The 20,189-nt window shown below is 44.8% G+C and carries 14 protein-coding genes; 6 read left to right on the forward strand and 8 right to left on the reverse strand.

Annotated elements, in window-relative coordinates:
- Positions 1-30: 30 nt before the first annotated feature.
- Complete coding sequence (locus ACHZBG_RS05610; RefSeq protein WP_320128466.1) at positions 31-1,329, reverse strand: sugar ABC transporter substrate-binding protein; 1,299 nt, start codon at positions 1,327-1,329, stop codon at positions 31-33.
- A gap of 201 nt (positions 1,330-1,530) precedes the next feature.
- Between ACHZBG_RS05610 and ACHZBG_RS05615 the strand changes: the two genes are divergently transcribed.
- Positions 1,531-2,577 carry an IS30 family transposase gene (locus ACHZBG_RS05615; protein WP_320128467.1) on the forward strand — a complete coding sequence of 349 codons (1,047 nt, stop codon included), beginning with the start codon at positions 1,531-1,533 and terminating at the stop codon, positions 2,575-2,577.
- Between the two features lie 315 nt (positions 2,578-2,892).
- Here ACHZBG_RS05615 and ACHZBG_RS05620 read toward each other — a convergent pair whose 3' ends face one another.
- Positions 2,893-3,789, reverse strand: coding sequence for a sensor domain-containing diguanylate cyclase (locus tag ACHZBG_RS05620; RefSeq protein WP_320128468.1), 897 nt, complete (start codon positions 3,787-3,789; stop codon positions 2,893-2,895).
- An 89-nt stretch (positions 3,790-3,878) separates the two neighbouring features.
- The gene (gene budA, locus ACHZBG_RS05625; protein ID WP_320128469.1) at positions 3,879-4,703 is read right to left on the reverse strand and encodes an acetolactate decarboxylase; all 825 of its coding nucleotides are present in this window, start codon (positions 4,701-4,703) and stop codon (positions 3,879-3,881) included.
- Positions 4,704-4,855: 152 nt separating this feature from the next.
- Here budA and ACHZBG_RS05630 point away from each other — a divergent pair, with 152 nt between their 5' ends.
- From ACHZBG_RS05630 to ACHZBG_RS05640, 3 genes are all read left to right on the forward strand, one after another.
- Entirely contained in the window at positions 4,856-5,356 is a 501-nt protein-coding gene (locus tag ACHZBG_RS05630) for a hypothetical protein (protein ID WP_320128470.1), read from the forward strand.
- A gap of 95 nt (positions 5,357-5,451) precedes the next feature.
- Positions 5,452-5,739, forward strand: a complete 288-nt coding sequence (locus ACHZBG_RS05635; protein ID WP_320128471.1) for a hypothetical protein — start codon at positions 5,452-5,454, stop codon at positions 5,737-5,739.
- A gap of 15 nt (positions 5,740-5,754) precedes the next feature.
- Positions 5,755-6,675 carry a substrate-binding domain-containing protein gene (locus ACHZBG_RS05640; RefSeq protein WP_320128472.1) on the forward strand — a complete coding sequence of 307 codons (921 nt, stop codon included), beginning with the start codon at positions 5,755-5,757 and terminating at the stop codon, positions 6,673-6,675.
- 44 nt (positions 6,676-6,719) lie between these two features.
- Here the strand turns inward: ACHZBG_RS05640 and ACHZBG_RS05645 are convergent, their stop codons facing one another.
- The 5 genes from ACHZBG_RS05645 to ACHZBG_RS05665 form a co-directional block, all read right to left on the reverse strand.
- Positions 6,720-7,679 (reverse strand): ABC transporter permease, encoded by a 960-nt coding sequence (locus tag ACHZBG_RS05645; protein ID WP_320128473.1) that lies wholly within the window; start codon positions 7,677-7,679, stop codon positions 6,720-6,722.
- Entirely contained in the window at positions 7,672-8,829 is a 1,158-nt protein-coding gene (locus ACHZBG_RS05650; protein WP_320128474.1) for an ABC transporter permease, read from the reverse strand. Before ACHZBG_RS05650 ends, ACHZBG_RS05645 begins: the two co-directional genes overlap by 8 nt.
- Positions 8,826-10,370, reverse strand: a complete 1,545-nt coding sequence (locus ACHZBG_RS05655) for an ABC transporter ATP-binding protein (protein ID WP_320128475.1) — start codon at positions 10,368-10,370, stop codon at positions 8,826-8,828. The genes ACHZBG_RS05650 and ACHZBG_RS05655 overlap by 4 nt, the downstream gene beginning before the upstream one ends.
- Positions 10,371-10,434: 64 nt before the next feature.
- Entirely contained in the window at positions 10,435-11,562 is a 1,128-nt protein-coding gene (locus ACHZBG_RS05660) for a BMP family ABC transporter substrate-binding protein (RefSeq protein WP_320128476.1), read from the reverse strand.
- A 97-nt stretch (positions 11,563-11,659) separates the two neighbouring features.
- Positions 11,660-12,907, reverse strand: coding sequence for a hypothetical protein (locus ACHZBG_RS05665; protein WP_320128477.1), 1,248 nt, complete (start codon positions 12,905-12,907; stop codon positions 11,660-11,662).
- Between the two features lie 341 nt (positions 12,908-13,248).
- On the opposite strand from ACHZBG_RS05665, the gene ACHZBG_RS05670 reads away from it, so the two are divergent.
- Positions 13,249-14,367, forward strand: a complete 1,119-nt coding sequence (locus ACHZBG_RS05670; protein ID WP_320128478.1) for an HD domain-containing phosphohydrolase — start codon at positions 13,249-13,251, stop codon at positions 14,365-14,367.
- A 12-nt stretch (positions 14,368-14,379) separates the two neighbouring features.
- A complete protein-coding gene (locus ACHZBG_RS05675; RefSeq protein WP_320128479.1) occupies positions 14,380-19,068 on the forward strand; it encodes a response regulator in 4,689 nt (1,562 codons plus the stop codon).
- Positions 19,069-20,189: the final 1,121 nt, after the last annotated feature.

Genomic DNA, 20,189 nt, shown 5'->3' on the forward strand with positions numbered 1-20,189 from the left:
ATCCGTTCCTACTCCTTAATTTGCAAAAAACTATTTGATGTACTTGGCGTAAACGGCAGCAACCTCGTCCATTATTGACTGGACGTCTGCATCACTCTTCCAGAGCTTGTCAAAACTCATTTTCGATTCAACTTCGATCTGTGGATATTTGACATGGGAAGGAAGGACCCTACCGGTCTTGATGGAGTCAGCGACTGCAAGCTTCATCTGTTGGGGAGTAACCTTTGCATTGGAGCTGAGGAAAGCCTCACTGTCGAGTACTGACTTTCTTGCTGGCGGCCAGATTCCGGACATTGCGGTAACACTTGCCTTATTGGTCATGTAGGCAACCAATTCGCTTGCCAGTTTTGCATTCTTGCTTCTGGCACTGGCACCAATGGCAGCCTGGCCGATAACGGGGGCATTGCCCTTGGCTCCTGCAGGCATCGGGGCAAGACCCCAGGCAAAGGATGCTGCATCAAGCTTGGAAACACGAGAAATCTGGCCGACCGTCATGGCCGCGTTACCTGCAAAGAAATCACTCTGATTTCCTGGGGGAACTACCGACTGGTCGACATAGACCATATCGTGGAAGAATTGGACAGCCTTGACTGTTTCTGGTGTATTTACCAAAATTTTCCCGTCCTCGGTCCAGAAATCACCGCCAAAAGAACGTACGATAGGACTGAGGTTATGAAGGATTCGTGCATCATACCCCTGACCATCGACAGTCTGGTAACCCCATACCCCTGTGTTGTCCTTGATCTGTTTGCTCACGGTCCTGAAAGCATCCCAGGTCCAATTGCCCTCTGCTATTAGCTGATCGGGGTTCTTTGCCCCTGCTTTAGCAAATAAATCCGCGTTGTAAAGCATGAAGAATGGAGAAGTGGAGAATGGTATGGCGTAGACATCACCGTTCTTGGTCCAGAGAGCCATTGCCTCGGATGAAAAATCTGCTGGATCATACGCTTCCATGGACTCATTGAGCTTGGCAAGCAATCCTGACTGGATATAAGCAGGGGCAGCTGTCTCCAAGACCCAGAAAACATCGGGACCATCAGAACCCTGTAATTCAAGGGGAAGCTTGGTGTTGTATTCCGCAAACGGAATAGATTCGAAGTTAGCTTCGATGGTAATACCCTTTTCCTTGGCAAAATTCTGCACGAAAGACCCAAGTAAGGCAATCTGGTCAGCATTGCTTGTCCAGGTTGCAATGGTCATCGACACAGGTCCGGCCTCAACTTTCTCACTTTCCTTTGCTCCTTGGGCAAAAGAGAGAGAAATCGTCACTGCCAACACTACCAGCAGAACCAGCACACGCTTCATACCTAGAGTAGGTTTCTGTTTCATATGTCCTCCATAAAGTTTGATTAATCATTTAATCAATTGTCATATCGTACACTATGCAGAGAAACCCGTCAATAAAAAAGTATGCAAACAAGACTGGCGGTGGACAGTAAGATGAATTGTCCGCCGAAAAGCGGAAAGAAAAACAAAGTCCCATGGTGTTCGATTACTATGGTTTTACCAGAACTAAGCAACGAGGTAACCATGGGACGAAAAAAGCTTACCATAAAGTCTGTATGCAAGCATACTCATTTTACTTGGGAGGAGCGTTTGGCATTGCAGTATCACTACTCCGGGACAAACAGATACCAGAAAATAACCAGCCCGACACTCCTTGGACGGTTATTGGGCAAGAATGAAAAAACCATCCGCAGGGAGCTTAAAAGGGGTATGATGCGGCACGAGCTGGGTGCAGAGCCCTTCGAGCGCTGGGAATACAATGCTGATCATGCCCAGTACGACGCTGACAGCCTCAGCACAGCAAAGGGGCCAGACCTCAAGCTGGGAAGGGATTGGGCCCTTGTAGAGCAAATATCCCTGCTCGTCACAGAGCACCATTACAGCCCCTATGCCATCATAGGGCACTTCAATGCCAAAGGATGGCCCAGCGAGACCAGGATCTGTGAGAAGACGCTCTATTCCTATATCGCGACAGGGCATATTACCGGAATCTCCGAGAAGAACCTCCTGTTGGAAGGAAAGCGACGCAAATCCAGAGGCAAGCCGTCCCGGCATTCCAGGGCGGCGAATGCTGCCAGAAGCATGGATAAGAGGCCAAAGGAAATCAATGACCGGTCAATTGTCGGCCATTGGGAGATAGATACTGTCTACAGTGGCAAGGAATGCTCCCCTACGTGTCTCCTTACCCTTACCGAACGCAAGACAAGGGTGGAGATAGTCAGAAAGATACACGACAGGACCTCAGAGTCCGTGAATGCCGAATTCGACAAGATGGAGAGACAGATGGGCAGCGTACGGTTCAGGAGCCTATTCAAATCGCTTTCAGCCGACAATGGAATGGAGTTTGCTGGTATTGCCGGTCTGGAGGGTTCCATCCTCAGTTCCCTACCCAGGACCCAGCTGTACTTTGCCCATCCCTATTGTTCATCGGAAAGAGGCGCAAATGAAAATCACAATGGGATCATCAGAAGATTCATCCCCAAGGGTAGTGACATAGGATTGGTAGCCAAGAGGACCGTCAGGGAAACCCAGGAGGACATGAAAATTAGTCGTTTTATGAAGAAATCTTAAATTTTCAGAGTAGAAACAACTCACGTTTTCAATTGTTCCTATTTGGAAACTTTAAACACATCAAGGAATGAAAGTAATTCTTTCTTTTCTTTGTGATAAGGTTCCTTGAAATAAAACCTTTCTATTGACAGGAAAATGATCTATGCAGTATATTTTGACTATTAATGTATATTTAGTCAAATGTATTGTTATAGGAGCGAATCTTGCCAAAAACCTTCTCGGAACATGAACGACTGGCAAGAGAGCAAGGGCCCGAGTAAAAATAATGTATAGATACTATTCTTTTCCCGGAACAACTAAATATTTTTCATATACCTATCCGAGAGTAACCTGATTTCTTCCCTTCTCTTTGCTGGCATACATAAGCTGGTCGACTCGATTGACTGCCTCATCAAGGGAACAAGGATGATCGATAACCGTAGTGCCAAGCGATATGGTAACATGCAATGATTGTTCATCAATCTCAAAGGAAGAATGCTCTACCAACATTCGGATCTTCTCGGAAAGCGTCCACATTTCCACTTCAGAGACACCGCTGAAAATACCAATGAACTCCTCCCCTCCCCAACGTCCGATCAAATCAGTGGCACTGACAATTCCCGCAATGGTTCGGGAAACCATTTTCAGGACCCTGTCCCCTACCTCATGTCCATAGGAATCGTTGAATCGCTTGAACCGATCGATATCGATGAAGATCATTCCAAAGGGAATACCCAGACTTTCCAATTCCTCCATCTTTCCCTTCAAAAATATCTCAATATATCGTCGATTTGCCAAATTGGTAAGCTGGTCCTTCATGGCCAGGACCTTGAGATTTTCCAGGTTACTCTCAAGTTCTTCCAAATCATGCTTGTCACTGAATAATTCCACGGCACCTATGACTTTTCCATTTTCTGTCATGGGAAGAGCCTTTACAAGGACAGGAACCCGATGTCCAAGCTTATGATGAAGATACACTGAGGCTTCCCTCAGATTGCCATCAGAGAGCGTCTTGTGCAAAGGACATCCGTGGAGACATAATTGCACTCCGGAATCATTTACATGTCTGAGAATATTATCGAAACAAAAGTGGCCGACCACCTCCGACTCCAAATACCCGGTGATTCGTTCAGCACCCTTGTTCCAGAACGTTATTTTCCTTGCTGCATCCACGAAATAGACACCTTCGTCCATATTACCCAAAATTAGCGAATACAGTTCTTCCCCTTTCATAGTTGGCCCCTCATCGTATCTAGATTTTCCTCTACTTGATCACAGAATTTGCTGAGAAGTGTTTTATACATCATTTTCAAAAAGAAGTCTCACTTGCCCTCCACTTGTGAAGTCTCCTTGCTTAAATCGTGAGCTATATCCATATGAGCAAAAGATTCACTTTGGGGCAGAATCAGATCGAATTCCCTCGTCAAATCCATCTCCAAGGAACCGCTGTTGAGATTGGCTTCAAGCAAGTGCCCTCCCTTGGTCTTGTCAGAGGAGAGAAAGTGCAAATGCCATTGGGGCAGGTTGATTCCCGCAACATACTCCGGGCAGCGAAAAGCAACGATGGTCCCCTCAAGGTTTTCGTAGTTAAATTCCTTTTGCGTTGCAGCAATTTCAGAAAGCCTCTTGTAAGGTTTTTCCTGGGGAGGAACACTCCTGACCTTCACATGGAAAAAATCTCCCTCCAGCTTGGCGACATAAAAACAATTCAAATCGTTTCCGAGCTTACTTATCTGCTGATCCAGAAAATCCTTTATTATATCCATATTTTCCAGGGAACCAATTTCATCCTCACGCAGGTCTATGGTAAAACGCTTTACCACAGCAAAGGGAATCATCTCCTGGGGACCCACAAGTTCTACAGCACCTGTAGCAGTTGCCCTATACATAATACCATCGAGAAAAATCATCTCGCCATCCAAGGTATCAAACGTACCAATTCCTATATTGCCTTTTGTCTGGAGAACGGAAACCGGTACAAAGCCATCATATTCACCGAGCATGAGTGCATTGAGCAACGAAACCTGATAGAGCGTGTCAGACCCTGCGGTTGCTTTCGGGATTGACTGGCATGAGGTGCTGAGCAAGACAAAAAGCACAAGGAAGATGATCAACAGATTCTTTGCATGTAATTTAGTTTCTTTCATATGTAATGGAGCCCCTTGGGGAAATTGTAGGGGAAGTCCGGGCAGGAAACAAGACACTGATAAAAACTGTCAATAAAAAAGGATTTTTTTATATAAATAGGCGAAACATTCTTTTAGGGTGAGAATTTCAAAAACTTAAAAAGGGGTTTGCAATGGAAAAAACAGTAGCAAAAACAGAAAAGGAACCGGAAAAACTGACAAAACCCAAGATAGCTATGTTGATAATGGCTCTGGTTGCCTTAATCTTCATCATGGCCTTCAGTTGCTATGGATGCAGCTACCAGAACTTGACACCCCCGGATGAACAAGAAGCCCAGGATAGTTTCAAGAGCATGTATGCAACTACCTGGAAACTGGACAAACAAGGAGACGCTTCCTCTCTTAGCGAGATGAATAATATGGAAGTTGCAAGTCTTGCCTTTTCAAATGCCAAAAATGAAGAGGGATTCCTTTCGACAATCTTGGGACTCACTGATTTCCCATCCCTGACAGCACAACTCGGGTTTCGACAGGACTATGGATTCTATCTGAGAACCAATGGCAAGGATCTTCCTATAAAAGTGACCTATTCTTCCAGCAAGGACGGAAAAACCGAAACCATTACCCTCATGGGCGAAGAGAGCAATATATATTGTTATTACTTGAAACAATAGACAACTTTTACGATATTGTAGGTAACCAGATAGTAAGGGGGGTCCTTGACCAGTATCAGGAGATTCCCCTAAAGTTGGCAAAAGGAATATACAATATGCATAACCTACAAGAATTCACCTTCCTCTCGGAAGAAAAAACTATAGTCACTACCCCGTTCTTACTGGATCTGCTCGACTCTGCACTTGTGGAAAACATTCAGGCAGGCAACCTCCAGGCTGCCTATAGTGTCCTGGATTTGAGCATCAACATCAGTGAGACCTTGGACCAACAACCTTTCAGCCACGATGAAGGAAAACAATTGCTTGCATCGGTACGGAAGGCCATGGAAAACGGAAATGTTTCATCTGCGAAGCAACACATGATTGAGTTTGCCTTGAAATAAACAAAGGAATTGACTATGGGTTTACCTGTTACCATTTCAGATATAGCAAAAAAGACCAGGATATCCCCGATAACTCAACCTACAGGCGAAAAGAGGATACAGGGCAAACAAGAAAAACAGCAAATCATTGGCTGTCTGGCCGCCGACATTACAGAAGGCTCAGTCAGCCAGATAATCAGGGGCATCGAACAGATACTTGGCAAAAATGGAGGTTCCCTGTTTATGGTCTCTGGTGTTGAATTTGGGCAAGACCTGAAAAAAGCCTATGGCTTTCTCAAAAGTCATGCACTGGATGGCATCCTGCTCTGCCATCATATGCCTTTCTGGCAGGATTTTGCCAACGACCTGAAGAACACAGATGTTCCCTTGGTTTCGATAGGCATGGAAGTTCCTGAGGCCATCTCGGTACTATCGGATAATAAAGACGGTGGTTATCTGGCTGCAGATCATTTATATACGTGCGGAATGCGTCATCCTGCCATGCTTTGCGGACCCAAGGACCGGTTCTCGGTGCAGGAACGTCTGAAGGGATTCAAGAGACGAGTACGGGAATTGGGACTTGCCTTTGATGAGGCAGATTTATTTTTTGGCCCCTATGATTTCGAGCATGGATATATAAGTGCAAAAGAATTGCTGGATACCCACCCCCTGACCGACGGAATTTTCTGCGCCAACGACTATATCGCGGCAGGAGTCATTACCAGGTTGCAACGCATGCATATCGAAGTTCCTCGGCAGGTACAGGTGCTTGGCTTCGATAATCGTGACTTTGCAGCCTTCTGGGCTACCCCTATTTCCACGCTTGAACTTCCGCTTGAAAAAATGGGCAGGACAGCAATGGAGCTCTTGCAAAACAGTATCGATACCGGCACGTATGTGCTTGAGAAGCAAGTGCTACCACCTTCTTTGATACCTCGGGCAAGTACCCGAGGTTAAAGCTCAATACCAAGAATATTGCATTTTTATCTTTGGATTCCAGTTTACCGTTTTCCCTTGTCGTAAACCTCTCCCAAGGCTCTCGGTGCGTGGTTCCCCTTGGAAAAGAAAATCAACAAAACCAAGGTAAGGACATAGGGTAAGGTAAGTACCAGGTCGCTGTAACTGCTGGGAAGACCTAGCATATTGATCAAGGCATAGCCTCCTGAACGGGCAAACCCGAACAAAAGACAAGCTACCAAGGTGGGCAGGATTTTCCAGTTTCCGAAAATCATGGCAGCGATTGCAAGATAGCCGAACCCGGCATAGATGCTCGATGAAAAATTGGTGGAGATGGAATAGGCAAAGCACATGCCTCCCAGTCCTGCCAAGGCTCCGGACATCATCACAGCCCCGTAACGAATCTTTGAGACATTTCCCCCAGCGGCATCAAAAGCCTGGGGATTATCCCCGCAGGCACGCAACCGCATCCCAGATGGAGTCCTGTACAACAGGTACCAGCAAATGACTGCAAGAATGCAGATGATGATCTCAAACGGATATACCGAGGTAAAAACTGCACCGAGAACAGGAATTTTCGAAAGGCCCGGAACATCAATTCGAGGGGATACGGCAAGCATGAATTTATTGGAAGCTGTTCCAAAGACACTGGCGTTGATTTGATTTGCCAAAAAGGCGGTAAGGGCAACGGAAAGTACATTCATGACTACTCCGCTGATAACCTGGTTTGCCTTGAAAGTGATGCATAGAAGACCATGAAGCAGGGAATAGACCATTCCCCCGGCCATTGCCGCTGCCAGTGCAAGATACATCGGGGTCGAGGATCCTGCGGCAAACGAAGACCCGAAAAAGGCTACAGTAAGCCCTCCGCAGAAAGCACCGAAACCAAGAAAACCTTCAAGGGCAAGGTTGGTAATGCCACTTCCCTCGCTATAGATCCCTCCAATTGCAATAATGAAGAGCGGTAGGGAGAATGATAATCCATCAATGATAATACTAGACATTTTCTTCCTCCCTTTCCAGTTTTTCATCTTCAAATTCTGATTTGTATCGGCGTACCTGTTGACGTATGAAACCACTGCAGGCACTGAATAACAGCAGGATGCCAGTTATGAGGGAAGCAATTTCTCGCAAAACTCCCACCTGGGAAGACATATAGGTCGTCCCATTGGTAATTGTCGTGACCAGAAGCGAGGCAAAGAAACACCCTATCGGCGAAGAGTTTCCCAAGAGGGATACAGCAATTGCATCGAAGCCCAACGCTGGGATGACCTTCGGTTGTATGGAAGCAAAGGTGCCCATAAAATAGGAAACTCCGGCAAGTCCTGCCAAAGCTCCTGAAAGGACCATTGCAAGAATGACCGTTTTCCCTACATTCATACCACTGTACCGGGCTGCTTTGGGATTCAACCCCACTGCCTTCAGTTCAAAACCCAGACGGGTACGATCCATCATGAATTTCAAAAGAAAGACTAATAGGATACCCAAGGGCAATATCAGGGAAATATCCATCTTCAGGTTGCCCGCCACTACATCGGTCAGAGTCAGCCTTGCAGAGTCATTTATCTTTAACGATTGCCTGGTCAAGGGATCGACAAATCTGGTCTGGATAAAGAAACTCACTACATAGGCTACGATATAGTTGAGCATTATCGAAGATACAACCTCATTCGTATTGAATCTATGCTTCAGAAAACCAATGAGGCCTCCAAGCAAGGCTCCACACCCCATTCCGACCAGAACTACCAGGATCCGGGCAATAAGCGGGGGAAGCGTTGAATAACCGATGAGGATTGAAGCAATGAAACCCGAGAAAATCATCATTCCAGGGACACAAATATTGAACAATCCGCTTTTGAAGGCAACCGCTATGGAAAGCGAGGCAAACAACATTGGCGTTACATAATCGAGCAGACTCATAAAGTCAGTGAGGATGCTCTTATGTCCGGCATAGCGGGCTTTTGGCCAGAAGCCAGCTCCCTGGAGAATGCTTTTATAAGCAAGCAAGGGATTCTTGCCCAAAGAAAGAAGCAACAGGGCTCCTACAAGCAAACTCAAAAAAATACAAAAAAGGGCAACGGTCACTCCCTGGGTACGCTCATTTCCCAAGAGTCTTACCAAAAAACGCTTGAAGGCGTGGTGGGTTTTTTTCATACTGTTTTCTTTACTCCCATCATATACTCACCTACTTGGTTCGCAGTCAACGTCGAGGCACTGGAAATGTGCTGGAGGCTCCCGTTATAGACAACCCCGATGGTATCTGCACAATTCATGATCTCTTCAAGTTCCAGGGAAACCAGCAATACTGCCTTGCCCTGGTCCCTGAGCTCAATGATCTTGTTATTGATAGTCTCGATGGAACCTACATCAAGGCCCCTGGTCGGTTGCACGAAGATCAAGAGACTTGAATCCAATTCTATCTCCCTGGCAATGATGGCCTTCTGCTGGTTGCCTCCGCTGAGGCTCCTGGTCTGGGCATGCACGCCCTCCCCGCTTCTGATATCATACCGGTCGATCAATTCTTGCGCATGGGTTCCAAAAGCTTGTTGATCGAGAATGCCATGATGGCAAAAAGGTTCCTTATAATAGGTCTTCAAGCAAAGGTTCTGTCCAAGTTCGTAATCAAGGAGCAGTCCAACTGCCTGCCGGTCCTCAGGGATATAGGAAATACCCATCTCCGTACGCTCCCGGATGGAAGTATTCTCGATAGATTTTCCGAAGAATTCGATTGTTCCTTCCGTTTGTCGGGTCAAGCCTGCAATGGCATCGGCTATTTCGACCTGCCCATTGCCGGCTACCCCTGCAATGGCAAGCACCTCTCCCTCATGTATGGAGAAGCTCACATGCTTTACGACTTCGACACCATCCTGGCGACGAATACTCAGATCAGTGACTTTAAGGACTTCCTTACCAAAGGAAGATTGCTTCTTATCTACTTCAAAAAGGACATCACGACCAACCATCATATTGGCCATTTGCTGGGTTGTCGTATCTGCTACGGAAAAAACCCCGACCAGTTTTCCACGGCAAAGGACTGCACATCGGTCGGCGACCTGCTTGATTTCCTCGAGTTTATGGGTAATGAGGATGATGGTCTTTCCCCCGTCGCGAAGGCTTTTGATAATACCAAGCAACGATTCAATTTCCTGGGGCGTAAGCACAGCGGTTGGTTCATCAAAAATAAGGATTTCCGCATTCCTATAGAGCATTTTTAATATTTCTACACGTTGTCGCATTGAAACAGGGATTTGTTCAATTCGCAAGGAAGGGTCGACTTCCAGGCCATAGGTCAAAGAAAGTTGGCGGATTTGTTCCTCGGCACCTTTGCTGTCTATAGGTGAAAAAAGCCCCAATCGTTTTTTGACGGGCTCCATACCGAGAATGATATTTTCAGTGATTGTCTGGTTCATGACCAAACGAAAATGCTGGTGGACCATGCCGATATTCAGTCGGGTCGCGTCCCTGGGAGATGTAATGCGCTCAGGTTTGCCATTGATGAGGATTTCTCCTTCATCTGGCTCATAAAGACCAAAAAGCACACTCATCAAGGTTGATTTCCCTGCCCCGTTCTCGCCGAGCAAGGCATAAATCTCACCTTTTTTAATCTGGATGGAAATGTCATCATTTGCCACGATTTTCGGAAATCGCTTGGTGATATTTCGTAGTTCTACGATGTAGGAATCGTTTTCCGGCATAACACCCCCCATAAGAAATTCGTCCTCCCCTTAAATCAAGGAGAGGACGGAATGATAAAATTCGTTATTTTGCTACGACAAATTCATCAGGGGTAAAACCACCGAAATTCGAAGCAGGTACAATCTTGCCTGATTGAATCAACGGATAGGCCGCGTTGAGTTTTTCAATCGTGGAAGCGGACAGTTGCTGATGACCGGCTTCACTGACATAACCAGTGGAATCGGTATCGGCTTTGAGCAGTACATTGCCACCGGCAAAGGTACCATTGAGGATAGTCTCGAGGGTACGGTCTACATTCAATGACATGACCTTCAGTACACTGGTAAGAATGATGTTCTTATCCCCATTCACCCCGTCATTCCATTGGTCGACGTCACAACCGATGACCATTGCCTTCCCGCTCTCCTTGGCAGCAGTGAAAACACCGTTTCCGGATCCGCCGGCAGCCACGAAAATAATGTCACAACCCTCGTTGATGAGGTTTTGCCCGACGATCTTTCCGGTTGACTCATCGGCAAAGCTACCGACATAGTTACCGCCGACATTCGCCCCGGTCACATCGGTTCCTGCCTGGGAAGGAAGTTCCACCATCTGGACAGTCTTACCCTCGGTTGCATTGACATATTTTACGCCACACTCAAAACCATACTGGTAGTTGACATTCGAAGGATAGGCAATTCCATTGACAACAGCGACTTTACCTGTCTTGGTCTCAAGGGCAGCTGCCATACCGGCAAAGAAACCACTTTCCTGCTCTGCAAATTGCATCGCATATACATTGGTAAGCTCAACGGTATTACCCGTGGCATCTGAAGGATAAGAATCGACAAGGATGAACTTCGTTGCCGGGTTTTCCTTGGCGAGCTCCCCGATACCTGCAAACTGGAACCCAGTGCAAACCAACACGTCGTAGTCAGCGACAATATCAGCGGCAGCCTTAACTGCAGCGGCACTATCACCGGTTGGTTCACGTACGGGCGTTACCGTAGAAGTAGGGTGTTTCTTGATAAAAGAAAGAATCCCATTGTAATTATCTTCATTGAACGAACCATCATCGACACCACTGGGACTCGATACGATAGCAATTTTCAGACCTTTTTCGGCTGCCGGGGTACTTTCCTTGGCGCCTCCTGCAAAGACGGAAGAACAGAACAAAAGCCCTGCCAACACCAATACAATTGATTTCTTCATTACGTTTCTCCTCATGATGCCCCGCATGGATAGGGGCATATAGTATAGTATACAACAATGCGGATAAAAATACCCGCATTTCCTAAACCCTAACTTATTATTGGAAATCTTCACCCGTCAGATACCGATAGAAGGCATTATTTACAAATCGGCTCTCTGTTACGACAGGCAATGACGAGAGTGCCTGCAGTTTTTCCTGCACCGCATCCTTGGCCTCTGGAAGAACAAACGACTGGAACTCATAACCATCATGTTCAATCTTGCAATTGAAGATCTGTTTGTAGCTATTCTCATCTACATTTACGGTTGCACTGTACAAGGGCTGCCACCAAGCACCGCTGATAAGATGATACGGACTGTCCTTTACCTGGTTGAACTCATACTTCTTTGAATATTTCTCGATGATGGAGTTGAATCGTACCATATCTTTTGTAGAGGCAAACTCAAGGGCCAGATCATATTCCACGGCATGCACAAGATACAAATCGGTACTATACTGTTCCACCCTATAGAGCGGGGTAGACTCAGGAACAGGACCCCATTCCAGCAAATACTGATATATGGACATCTTGGGTTCAAGTTGGATCCTAGCTACGATATGCTCGCTATTAAGCAGGGCAATGAGTTGTCTCGCATGTTTTTCATCACTGTGACCATATTGGAGGGTCAAGGCGGGGAGGAAATTTGCTTTCATGGCAGTCTTTTTCAGATTATAGCCAGTGGTAATCCCCTTCTGGACACTTTGGGCTCCCAGGTCATCAAGAGCTGCATCCCCAAAGGTTTCATAGGCATTGAAGGCATTGGAAATCCTTGATAAAATATCACTATCATTGCTGAAGCCAAGATAGTTGGGACCCTTTCCCTCTATATCGGCAACTCCCGTAACCAGGAGAGTGGCAAGATTGCCACTGAGAGTGGTAGCACAGCTGGCAACCTTTGCTGCATAGACAGAGAGCAAGCCTGAATCGACGGCGCAGGCCAGATAGGCCGAGGAAGAATTCTTTATACCCAGATCAGAAAGATTGCTGGTAGCCTTCTCTTCTGTATAGGTAAGGGCAAGTTCATCAAGATCCGCGGCCTTGACTGCAAGTTCAACCGCTTGAAGGGGCCCAAAACCATCTTCCTGTGCAAATGTCTTGCCAGAAACCACAGACAAAGCCGAAACAAAGGAAGCTTCGTCCACTTCTGCACCAAAGGGTGCAATACCAAAATACGACTGGAGATACTGCACCTGAGTTTTCGATGCGGTCAAGTCTGTTGCAGAAAAAGAGGTTGTTGTTGCACAACCTGCAAGAATCAAACACACAGAAAGAACAAGCACAGAATGAAAAGTTCTTTTTCTCATAAGGATTCCTTGTTTCAATTCGATTATGGACGTGAGTATAGGGACAAGTATAGCGAAAAGTCAACAAAATCGATAGAACCTACATCAACAAAACAGCATTTGCAACAAAAATAATTAGCGCAATGAGAAACACAACAAATCAGTACCTGAATGGTCAATTATGGTCAGAAAGTGACTATTGTCCCAAAAACAAGACAAGGAAAAGCAAGCCTACCCTACCAAATCCTTCAGTTTTCCATTCCAGACAGTACAATCATAGTCCCACAAACGCTCTTTCTTGACAGTAAGCATAGATGGTGCGTTAATGGAATAAGTAATATGTATAGGTTGGAGAATAAATTATGGTAAAACCCAAGATCTTGATCGTGGACGACGAACCAATCAATCTTTCAGTATTGAATACTTTATTGAATCCATTTTATCAAATCAGTGCATGCAAAACAGGAGAAGAGGCTTTGAAACTGTTGCGTCTCCCCTCCAAACCCGATCTCATTCTCCTGGATATCATGATGCCCCAGATGGATGGTTATGAGACTCTCAGCCATATCCGCGAAGACAAGGCAACACAGGACATCCCTGTTATCTATATATCCGCACTCGATAGTTCAACCGACGAAGAAAAGGGATTTCATCTCGGTGCCGTAGACTATATAAGCAAACCCTTCAAGCCAGCAATCGTCTTGGAACGGATCAAGGTTCACTTGGAGCTCAAGGAAGCCAGGGATAAATTACGAAATCAGAATGAATGGCTGGAAGAAGAAATCAATGAAAGGATACACGAGAATTTCTTGATTCTCGATGCTGCCTTCAGCGTCATAACCCAATTGGTCGAGACCAGGGACACCGATACGGCAAACCATACCCTGCGTACGAAGGCCTATGTCCGGATCCTGGCAAAAAAACTACAACAAATACCAAAGTTCAAGGCTCAACTGGATAAAGACACCTTGGAGAGAATCGTAAAAACTACACCTTTTCATGACATCGGTAAAATAGGAATACCCGATGCCATATTGTTGAAACCGGGCAGACTGACCCCCGAGGAATTCAAGATAATGAAAACCCATTGCGTAATTGGGGGAGGAGTATTGCAAACCTCAATGAGAAACGTCCTTGCGGTTTCCGAGGATCCTGAGGAAATTGCACAGACCGAAGCATTCAAGTTTCTCAAGCAAGCAAAAGACATAGCAATGTATCATCATGAACGATGGGATGGCCAAGGCTATCCTGAAGGACTGAAAGGAGAAGAAATACCTTTCAGTGCACGAATGATGTCCCTTGCCGATGTTTTCGATGCCTTGGTTACACCCCGAGTATATAAAAAGGCCTGGAGTTTTGAAGATACGGCCAAATACATCAAGGAACAAAGAGGAATCCAGTTTGATCCTGATATCGTTGATGCGTTTGAGGCAGAGCAAGAGGCTTTTAAAAAGGTCCTTATTCTTCTTGGTGATAGTTAAAAGGAGTTACAGATGCATCCTCAAGACAGTAGTTTTTTTCTCGACACCAATACCTTTGAAGGATTTTTCAATGCGGGGTCCGCTCAGCTTTTCAGTATGAAGGAAGGCCAGATAGTTCCTTTCGCCCAATTGCAGAAAAAATTGCTGCCAAATAGTCAAACTGATCTTGATGTGGCTGTCCATACGGCAATCCAGGAAACAAGAGCCTTGGAAATTCCAATTATCCTGGCAAAAAAAACACTGGGAAAAAACTCGTTTCGATGCAAAATAACCCCTGTTTTCAAAGAAAACATCGTGGCTTTTCTGAACATCAGTTTTAACGACTCCCAGATGCAGGATTTTTCTGAACAGACCAAATTATGTGAAAACTATTTTGAAGTCATCCCTGATCTCTTCTTCCTCTTTGATTCCGACGGAACCATACTCGATTATCATTCTCAAAAGAGTTCCAATCTGTATGTACCTCCCCAAGCCTTCCTCAATAAAAAATTCTCCGAGGTCTTGCCCCCTACCGTGACAAAATTATTTTCAGAATACTTAAAGAAGGCATTCCAGAAAAAAGAGTTGACAATTTTTGAATATGATTTGCCTTTACAGGAACATGGTGTACATCATTTTGAATGCCGTCTCAGCAAACTTGCGAAAAAACCACAATGCATTGCAATTATACGGGACATCACTGCAAAATATACCATCAGGAAAAAACTTGATGAGGAACAGGCAAAACTCAAGAAAAAAATCAGGGAACAGCAATGCCAACAAGAAATCTTCAAGCTGACCGATTCCAACAGGACTCCCTTGATTGCAATGTTTCAAAGTGTTCTGGAAAACATCCCCAAAGGCTGGCAATACCCTGAAATAACCGTAGCCAGGATACAATGGGATGGAAAAATCCATGAGACAGAGGGTTTTTTCGAAACACCGTGGAAACTATCCAGCAAGAAGATGACTCAACTCGGGAAAACATTGCAATTGGAAATTGTATATACAAAAGAACCTCCGACCAATATTTCCAATCCATTTTCCAAGGGTGAATGGTATTTAATGCAGTATATCCTCAATCGTCTGGTCGAGATCATAAATAGACGTCACAGGATTGAGAAAATCGAGGAACAACATGGCTTTATCGAGACAATGTTCAATCTTGTCGGAAATTCCATAATTCTTCTGGAGCCACAAACCTTCAAATTCTTGCGATTCAACACTGTGGCTTACAAAAGCCTGGGATATACAAAAAAAGAATTTTCAGAGATGTCTGTCCAAGACATCAATGCTACCTTGGGTCCCGTAGAAAACAAGAATATCATGGATACACTGCTCCAAGGGAAAAACATTCAGTTCAGGACATTCCATAAAAATAAAAAGGGAGAACTACGAAACGTCTCTGTCTGGTTGTCTCCTGTAAATATAGGGGGAAAACCCTATGTTTGTGATATCGGCACCGATATTACTGTACAGGTAGCGCAAGAACTCGAACAGAAGCAGCTTACGGCCAACTTGAAGCTCTATACGGAACTGCTCAACCAAATCGGAAAATTGGAAACAGGAATCAATGGAGACCTATCCTTGTTCCTTTCCGATATTACCCAGATATTGGGTACTAGATTGGATATTCCACGGGTATCAATCTGGAAATATAAAGAGAATAAGAAAGTACTGGAATGCAAGGATCTCTATGAAACAGCAAAGGACCTTCATTCAAAGGGCTATTCCTATTACACGTTGTACAATCAAAATTCCCTCACAGATCAAGAAAAGAACCGTTATTTTTCTGTAGAAAAGCCTCTTTCAGACCCTCGTACTGCCAAGAATCGCGAATATTACCGGAGTTTTGGCATCAGTTCGGTACTTACTTGCAAAATATTCTCCAAAGGCATGTATTATGGGGAAATCTGCTTTGAATATGTAAAACAGGATCATCACTGGATCAATGAAGAAATATTTTTCTGCTCCCAAATTGCTGATCAAATCGGAATAGGACTGCTTAACAATGAAAGAGCAGAAGTAGTCAAAGCCCTCAAACAGAGTGAATTGACTCTCAAACGTGCAGAAGAAGTATCCAAGACAGGGTATTGGTTCATTGATTTTCCGGACAATCATCCTACTTGGTCTTCAGGAGTGTATCGTATTTTCGGTATACAAGAGGGTTCACAAGTAACTCTTGAAGCTTTCTTTGCCAGTGTATATCCCGATGACCTTTCCATCGTCAAAGCCGATATGGAACACTCGCAATCAGGTGGAATCAATACAATACGCTTCAGGATTCTCAAGAAAGGTGAAATTCGATGGATTGAACAGGTAGTGGAAACAATTCTTGACCCACAAGGCAAGCCCACCACGATACTGGGAATAATCAGGGATATCACGGAACAAGAAAAGAATATGAAGGAATTGGAGTCCTACCGGTTGCATCTGGAAGATCTTGTACTTTCCAGGACCAAGGAACTTGAGATAGCAAGGGATGCCGCGGAAGCAGCCAACAGGGCAAAGAGTTCTTTCCTTTCCAATATGAGCCATGAGATTCGTACTCCCATGAATGCAATCATCGGATTTGCCCATCTGATCAAGCGCGATGCCCTGACACCCAAGCAAATGGACCAACTGAACAAGCTTACAGGGGCTTCCCAGCATCTTTTGCAGATCATCAATGATATCCTGGATTTCTCCAAGATAGAGGCAAACAAGATGCAGTTGGAGATTACCGACTTTGAACCAGGACGAGTAATGGACCATGTTTGCACTATCATTGCAGATCTGGTATCTGCCAAGAAATTGAAACTTCGGGTCGACTTGGACCACGTTCCCTTGATATTGAGGGGTGATAGTGTTCGTCTGGAACAGATCCTTCTCAATTTTGCCAGCAATGCGGTGAAATTTACCGAGAAAGGCACAATCGAAATTTTTGGAAGGGTTTTGGAACAGGAAGGTACCAAAATAAAGATTCGTTTCGAGATACGGGATACCGGTCTTGGGCTGACGCAAAATCAAATGGGTAATCTGTTCAAGGAATTTGAGCAGGCCGATGTTTCCATGACCCGAAAATATGGTGGCACGGGACTTGGTCTGGCCATTAGCAAACGCTTGACACTTCTCATGGACGGACAGATCGGGGTCGAAAGCGAGTTTGGAGTAGGAAGCACCTTTTGGGTTGAGATTCCTTTTGAAATTGCACAAGACCAATCAAAACCAATTGAACAAATAAAGTCCCTTGTTGCCAAACGGGTGTTGATCATCGATGACTTGGTGGATGACCTGGAAGTTATGGCAACCATGCTTTCCAATCTGGGCTTGCAACCTGAGACAGCTTCCACAGGAAAGGAAGGGTTGAGACTGCTGCTTGAAGCAGATAAACGGGGAAATCCTTTCTCCTTGTTGATAATCGACTATATAATGCCCTCAATGGATGGTATTGACACTTCCCTTCTTCTGGAATCCCTCAAACTCAACGCTCCTCCAAGGATTCTTCTGGTAACAGCATACGGAAATCAATTGCCACCAGAAGAACTTGAGCGTGCCCATATAGGCAGGGTTCTGACAAAACCGGTGACTCCTTCCACCTTGAACGATACCCTGGTCCTTTTATTGAGCAGGGAAGAAGGAACTAGTTCCCAGCTTATTCCTTCTGAACTTGAAAATGAGATAAAACGAAGAAAAGGTTCAAGGATACTCATTGCCGAAGATGTAGCAATAAACCAGGAAGTAATGGAGGAATTGCTTGTATCCGTGGGAATGAAAGTATCAACTGCTGAAAATGGCTTGGTTGCAATAGCAATGGCCCGTGACAACGACTATGACCTCATCCTCATGGATATTCAGATGCCTGTCATGAATGGGTTGGAGGCAACCAAGGAGATTTTGCGTATTCAAAAGAAGCATCCTCCTATCCTGGCCATGACTGCAAACGTATTTGCCGAAGATCGTGAAAAATGCTTGCAGGCAGGAATGGTCGGGCACATTGCAAAACCTATTGAACCCAACAACCTCTTTGCAAGTTTGGTTCAGTGGCTTCCTCCCAAAATCCAGGAACAGTCTCTTCCTTTCGAGAACGGTCAGGCTAGGGAACAAATTCAGGTACAAGGAAATCAGGAAGCCCTCACTCTCTTGCATTCCATCAAGGGACTGCAAATGGAAGAAGGCTTGAACACCTTGCATTTCAATGCCTTGACGTACCTTCGCTTCCTTAGGCAATTTGTCGAGAATCATGGTGAGGATGTAGAGCGAATGCAGCAATATTTCAAAAAGCAAGATTATAAGGAAATACGACAGATAGCTCATGCCCTCAAGGGGGTTTCGGGAACCTTGGGAATATATCGTATACAAATTCTGGCTTCCAAAGTTGAAGTGCAAAGCCAGAACACCGAGAACAGACAAACATTGCATGATATTCTCAATGAAATGGAACAGGAATTCAGGGCACTGACAAAAGCATTGTCTGTAAGTAAAACCCCTTCGCTACTTTCAACCTCCCCTAGCTTTTCCAAGGAAAAACTTTCCCAGGCCAAGGAAGTGCTTGCCCGCTTGTCAGCACTGCTTGAAAACAATGAGGCAACGGCCAATTCACTGTTCGATCAATCGAAAGAGCTGTTGGAACCAATCTTCGGGGAACCCATCAACCTTTTGGAGAAGCAAATCATGAATTTTGATTATTCAGAGGCTTTGGAAACCGTGCATTCCCTGCAAGTACAAGATACTGGCCAGTAGCTTTGGTCAAGACAACCCGATACGAGTTACCCTTGCCAATACAAGGATAACTCGTATCGGTAAGAAGACCTTCTCCAACTTGACTGCAAAGAAGCGAACCATTCATTTTAATCTCTGTAAAGCACCTCATCGAATAGAGCATTCAAGGCATCGAAGCTATATACATTTTTATCTTGCCATCCGAAACAGTCACCTCCAAGAGAAAGAAAAGAAATCCTTGACACAATAACCAACAAGTGAGTACTTCACTTCTCAGCCATTTTCGACACGCATTTTTAGGCTTATACAATTGTTGGAGAGTTTTTCTCTACACGCATGTCAAAGAACTCCTAAAATATGAAAGTATCATTGATTTCCTCATTGGAGAACATATCTATGCAAAGAAAAGACAATTTTGAATAGTAATGAAACCTCAAGTCCACCTTCCCAATAGGCTGTCACCCTGTAACCTATAAAATCAGATTTACCCATTTCAGAACACACCAATTTTAGGAGGACAACCAATTAATTCAATGGTTTTTAATTCTCATATTAAAAGCGGTTTCAATTCCTCAGCTCAGTAATAATTATTCCGATACTTAGAAATCTACGTTCCGGAAGGCAGTGGCAACAATTTATTTATTACAGATAAAGCTACATTCTGCGTTCAAAACAGGACATAGGTCTGCGATAAACGGGACAGTTTTCGTTAGCGCGGAACGACAGTCATCTTTCTAACCGAAACATTCAGATTTACCCTTGAGAAAAATCCTTGCTGAATAAATTTGACTCAAGAAAGGTTGCACATGCTACAACTCAATTATGTAGAGATTCTGAGACTTTACTACGGGAAAAATGTTGGAATCAGAAAAATCGCCTAGATGTTTAGGTATTCCAAGACTATAGTCGGAACATTCCTCCAAAGGTTCAAGAACTCTTGAATTTCCTATCCTTTGCCTGAGAATGTCGGGAATGTGGAACTCAGGGAATAACTGTACAAACCAACTAAAGAAAATGACTCAAGCTTTGTCATTCCGGACTATGAAATCCTCCTCAGGTTTCTGGTACTGAAGGATTTCAACTTCAAGAAGCTTTGGGAGATGCCATCATCAGGTGAATAGTGGACAACAGCTATTTGTTTT

Source organism: uncultured Sphaerochaeta sp. (assembly GCF_963676625.2).
Lineage (GTDB): Bacteria > Spirochaetota > Spirochaetia > Sphaerochaetales > Sphaerochaetaceae > Sphaerochaeta.

Bases quoted from the DNA above. Each gene is read 5' to 3' on its own strand.
- ACHZBG_RS05610 (WP_320128466.1), bottom strand. From the start codon at position 1,329: ATGAAACAGAAACCTACTCTAGGTATGAAGCGTGTGCTGGTTCTGCTG.
- ACHZBG_RS05615 (WP_320128467.1), top strand. From the start codon at position 1,531: ATGGGACGAAAAAAGCTTACCATAAAGTCTGTATGCAAGCATACTCAT.
- ACHZBG_RS05620 (WP_320128468.1), bottom strand. From the start codon at position 3,789: ATGAAAGGGGAAGAACTGTATTCGCTAATTTTGGGTAATATGGACGAA.
- budA (WP_320128469.1), bottom strand. From the start codon at position 4,703: ATGAAAGAAACTAAATTACATGCAAAGAATCTGTTGATCATCTTCCTT.
- ACHZBG_RS05630 (WP_320128470.1), top strand. From the start codon at position 4,856: ATGGAAAAAACAGTAGCAAAAACAGAAAAGGAACCGGAAAAACTGACA.
- ACHZBG_RS05635 (WP_320128471.1), top strand. From the start codon at position 5,452: ATGCATAACCTACAAGAATTCACCTTCCTCTCGGAAGAAAAAACTATA.
- ACHZBG_RS05640 (WP_320128472.1), top strand. From the start codon at position 5,755: ATGGGTTTACCTGTTACCATTTCAGATATAGCAAAAAAGACCAGGATA.
- ACHZBG_RS05645 (WP_320128473.1), bottom strand. From the start codon at position 7,679: ATGTCTAGTATTATCATTGATGGATTATCATTCTCCCTACCGCTCTTC.
- ACHZBG_RS05650 (WP_320128474.1), bottom strand. From the start codon at position 8,829: ATGAAAAAAACCCACCACGCCTTCAAGCGTTTTTTGGTAAGACTCTTG.
- ACHZBG_RS05655 (WP_320128475.1), bottom strand. From the start codon at position 10,370: ATGCCGGAAAACGATTCCTACATCGTAGAACTACGAAATATCACCAAG.
- ACHZBG_RS05660 (WP_320128476.1), bottom strand. From the start codon at position 11,562: ATGAAGAAATCAATTGTATTGGTGTTGGCAGGGCTTTTGTTCTGTTCT.
- ACHZBG_RS05665 (WP_320128477.1), bottom strand. From the start codon at position 12,907: ATGAGAAAAAGAACTTTTCATTCTGTGCTTGTTCTTTCTGTGTGTTTG.
- ACHZBG_RS05670 (WP_320128478.1), top strand. From the start codon at position 13,249: ATGGTAAAACCCAAGATCTTGATCGTGGACGACGAACCAATCAATCTT.
- ACHZBG_RS05675 (WP_320128479.1), top strand. From the start codon at position 14,380: ATGCATCCTCAAGACAGTAGTTTTTTTCTCGACACCAATACCTTTGAA.